Genomic DNA, 4,168 nt, shown 5'->3' on the forward strand with positions numbered 1-4,168 from the left:
AATTGTAATTCAATAGTATCATAAATGGTAATTTTTCCATCAAATGAATCAATAACAGATTTTATTTCTGAAAAAAATTTTTTTCTTGTTTTTTCTTCAATGGCTATATGGTCTGAGTATGTTCCAAAATGATTAGACACAAAAAAAGCAGTATTTTATATAAAGGGTAGGCAGGTAGATTTGGACAAGCATCAAATCCACCTGCCCTTATTTTATCCACCCCATCCTAGCCCTCACCCTCATAGGGGAAGGAAAGGCTGGGCTCTGTGAGGGTCTCTGCAAGCGTCTCGCTCCAGACTGGCACGATAGTGGGGTCATCCTTTCAGACTTTCGCTCGTTAGCATCCCTTGGCCGGCAGGCATACCTCTGCGCTCACTGGGGTCATCCCCATATAGCACTGTTCGCTCCTATGAATGCCTGCTTGCTACGCTAGTTACTTTGCAAGTGTCTCTGGAGCAACTCTGCCAGTGTCTTCGCTAGTATCTCTGTAAGTGTCATGCATGTGCCTATGCAAGTGTCTCGCTCCAGACTGGCACGATGGTGGGGTCATCCTTTCAGACTTTCGCTCGTTAGCATCCCTTGGTCAGCAGGCATCCCTCTGCGATCACATGGGTCATCCCCATATGGTACTGTTCGCTCCTATGAATGCCTGCTTTCTCTGTAAGTATCTTTGTTAGTAACGCTGCCAGTACCTCTGCAAGGCCCCTTCCAAGTTGCATTGGTCAGACTCCCTTTGGTTCGTTATCCTGCCCTTGGCAACCTGCTAAAATATTAAGCGTCTCTGCAAGGCCTCTTCCAGGTCGCATCGGGCAAACTCCCTTCGGTTCGTTATCTTGCCCTGGGCAACCTGATATGCTTCTAAGCGTCTATGCTGGATCTAAATTCCTTGGTCATCCTATAAAGAAACCTGTGGATTTGTGGATAGCTCTCGTAACAAATTAGGGCAATAATGCCGAGCTAACCACAATCTCTCACAGGTTCGACTACTACGACTAAAGAATATATAAGTATTTCTTTGCAGCAATATAAAATAAAAGTATGTCTATTAAGCGTCTCCGTTAGTGCCTATGTCAGTGTCTCTGGAGAATCTCCTTGCCCCTGCTCTGCCCCGCAGAATAGTGGACAATGGGTTTTCTATTAAGCGTCTCTGGAGTTGCCTATGTAAGTGTCTTTGCTAGTAACTACGAGGACGAGCCGGGCACACGCGCCACCTTATTAGTAATCCTCTTGGGAGTGTCGCCCACTCGCTGTTGCAAGCCTCTATAAAGAAATTCTGGAAGGCTTGCCTTAGGTCATTCTATTAAGAAGCGCTCGTTTCCCTTTTTCTCCCCCTAATCCCCACCCCCAAACCCCCGGACCCTATCCCTCACTTTTGACTAAAAGGAATATTGAACATGGGGGGCCTGGGGAAGGGGAAGACAAACAAGTTTTAGTCCAAAGGCCTCTGCAGGTATGTCTCTGGAGTTACTTCCTTTGGCCTAAAACGTGTGCCCGGCTGGGAGAGTACCGCCTAAAGATATGTATACTACAAGTAGATCATACATAAACTTTGTGCCCAACCCCGACCCTTCCCGTAAACCAGGAAGGGAGTTGAGAATCGTGTTTATTGTGTTTCATCGTGTTTGCTCACGCTATTTTCTATTACCATAACCTGATTATCTTTCATTAGGATACGCTTTTTACAAACTTCACAATCGTAAGCTTGCTCACCAACAGGGAATATTGTATTTTCTTCGCAATAAGGGCAGGGTACATTATAGAATAGTTTTTTTCCTTTGAATCCGAGTATTACAAGAAAAATGCTCCCTATCAGTAATACAATAGTCATGATATTGCCAAATACACTATCAGCACCAGGAGTAAATATTTCACCTGTCCGCATATCATAAAAGGATTCTAATCCAAATTGTTCAGCAATATCATTGATTAAAAAAGCACTGATAAAAAGTCCGCTAACCATAAGGAGATAATTTTGTATGACGGCGCGTGTTTCAATCGTATATTTTGAATCAGATTCTTTTTCATATTGTTTCAATATTTGTGCCTTGCCACACTCTGGACAAATTTTCGCTGAATCATCTATATTAGCACTACAATTAACACATCTTATATACTTTTTATCCTTTGTTTCTAATTTATAATACCCTCCTTTTTCTTTATAACTGGTATATATATCACCCTTGGCGTTGCGGCTTTTTTAAGTAAAATAGGTTGATAATTAAATCAATATATTATACTTTTGGGAGCACTTGGATGATAAATCGCATATACTTTACATAATTTGTTTCCTATTGTTCCTTCAAAACAAGGTAGTATTTCACCCTTGTATTTTATTCCATCTATTTGATCATTAGGGTTTATGTTAAGTATGGCCTGAATCTTTTTGTAAATATCTATACTAGTAAAAATTACTCTTGGTCTAAGTTTCTCAATTAATTGCCATTGACCGCTATTCTTATTAAAATTTGATAACATATCTTTGTAATCATCACTTATATTCTTTTCGCCAAAGTTAGGATGGAGATTCATATATGCACAATATTTGAGTTCTTCTTCATTAATTTCGATTTGTTTTAAACATTTTTTTAATAAATTTGGATATTTTGTTGCAGCGATTTTATCCTTTTTATTTGTTAGTGAAGAGAGATAATTGCCTTCATTATATATCACTTTTTTTAACCAGAAAACATCAGCAGGCTCACCACCACTATTCGGTTCTTTAAGAAAAAATAATATACCATTAAATTTCTCTTCACTTAAAAATCCTTCAGTAGCCTCTCCTGTTGAATTTTTGTGAAACTCTAGTTGTGGATTAATTGTGTCATTTTTCAATTTTATCTACCTCCATGATAATTATTTTGCTTATTAAACCTTTATACTCGTTACATCAATCAAATTTTATCAAATCTTATCAATAATTACAAGACTTATAAAACCATTAAAACCTTTGAACTATTATTAGTGATTTGTACATATCTAAATATATATACAAATAGATATATACAAACACACGTTCCCGTGTTATAATCTCCTTAGAAACCCAAATACTCCAAAAGGAGGTGAACAAGATGGCCTTAGAAAGTAGAGCATATCCTAGCACCCTGCAGTTGGTGTATGACATGGGGACGGATGAGGATGGCAAAAAGATATCCCGAAGGCGTTCCTATACCAATGTCAAATCCGAAGCTGCTGACCAGGATCTATTCGACGTTGCATTAGCTATTGCTGGCTTGCAGACTAATGTTGTCAATCAGGTTCTCGTTAACGAAAAGACCGAACTCGTTAACATTTAACCTGGGCAACCAAGCCCTATTAAACGAAGGAAGGAGGAATTCGCTATGCAACATAAAGAATTTTATTCAGTCTATAGAGTTTACCTTACCCCCGGCAGAGTAACTGTCTATATTATAGATAATGTTCAAGATAAATATCAAAATAATATCATTAGGAGCATGCCACTAAATTACCGAGTGGATTTTGGTAACTCAGCAGTCGATTCTCAGATTGGATAAGTAATAGAAAAAAGAGTTTACAAAACAGTAAGAGGAAATTTGACCAACGACAAACCAGTTAATAAGAATTAAATTGTCTTAATATAATCCGCAATCAGTAAGCCTGAGAAGGAAGGTAACAAAGAAAAAGAATGTTAGTTATGTGTTAGTTACCGCCTAAATTTATCACCATTTTAGACGACTTCTAATAGAAAATTCATTGATAACAAAAACCGCTTAAGTCTTAGACTTAAGCGGTTTTAACTGGTCTGGGTGACAGGAATTGAACCTGCGACCTCTTGAACCCCATTCAAGCACGCTACCAAACTGCGCCACACCCAGATACATAAGCGAACATTAAATATATTACTATAAGGCTAGGAAAAATGCAAGCGTTGGAGACAATAATTTTGCTATTGGCTAGATGCAAGCTTTTATAAAAATGACCCTGCTAATGACCTTGCTAATGACCCTACTAAAGGGCTTGCCTTGGGCTTTGGGCCTAGCTATACCTTTTGCTTATGCTTCGGGTGTATGATATTTACTACTTACCTAGTCTCTAGGGGCTAGTATTGGCTAAACTTTAAAATAGGATTTTTAGTAGTCTTCTTTAAATAGCTTAAAGTAGGCCTGGGAGTGGAGGCAGGAGGGACAGGTCTTTGGTGGTGTAGTTCCAA

General features: G+C 38.7%; 4 protein-coding genes and 1 tRNA gene. 1 reads left to right on the plus strand and 4 read right to left on the minus strand.

The window, feature by feature from the left end; all coding sequences use genetic code 11:
* Positions 1-569 precede the first annotated feature (569 nt).
* The 3 genes from PHP06_10650 to PHP06_10660 form a co-directional block, all read right to left on the minus strand.
* Positions 570-719 (minus strand): hypothetical protein, encoded by a 150-nt coding sequence (locus PHP06_10650; GenBank protein ID MDD3841000.1) that lies wholly within the window; start codon positions 717-719, stop codon positions 570-572.
* A gap of 884 nt (positions 720-1,603) precedes the next feature.
* Positions 1,604-2,035 carry a hypothetical protein gene (locus PHP06_10655; protein MDD3841001.1) on the minus strand — a complete coding sequence of 144 codons (432 nt, stop codon included), beginning with the start codon at positions 2,033-2,035 and terminating at the stop codon, positions 1,604-1,606.
* 188 nt (positions 2,036-2,223) lie between these two features.
* Positions 2,224-2,832, minus strand: coding sequence for a hypothetical protein (locus tag PHP06_10660; protein ID MDD3841002.1), 609 nt, complete (start codon positions 2,830-2,832; stop codon positions 2,224-2,226).
* A 236-nt stretch (positions 2,833-3,068) separates the two neighbouring features.
* Here PHP06_10660 and PHP06_10665 point away from each other — a divergent pair, with 236 nt between their 5' ends.
* Positions 3,069-3,293, plus strand: coding sequence for a DUF1659 domain-containing protein (locus tag PHP06_10665; protein ID MDD3841003.1), 225 nt, complete (start codon positions 3,069-3,071; stop codon positions 3,291-3,293).
* Positions 3,294-3,756: 463 nt separating this feature from the next.
* Here PHP06_10665 and PHP06_10670 read toward each other — a convergent pair.
* Positions 3,757-3,833: transfer RNA gene (locus PHP06_10670), tRNA-Pro, on the minus strand.
* Positions 3,834-4,168: the final 335 nt, after the last annotated feature.

The organism is Clostridia bacterium, from assembly GCA_028698525.1.
GTDB lineage: Bacteria > Bacillota > Clostridia > JAQVDB01 > JAQVDB01 > JAQVDB01.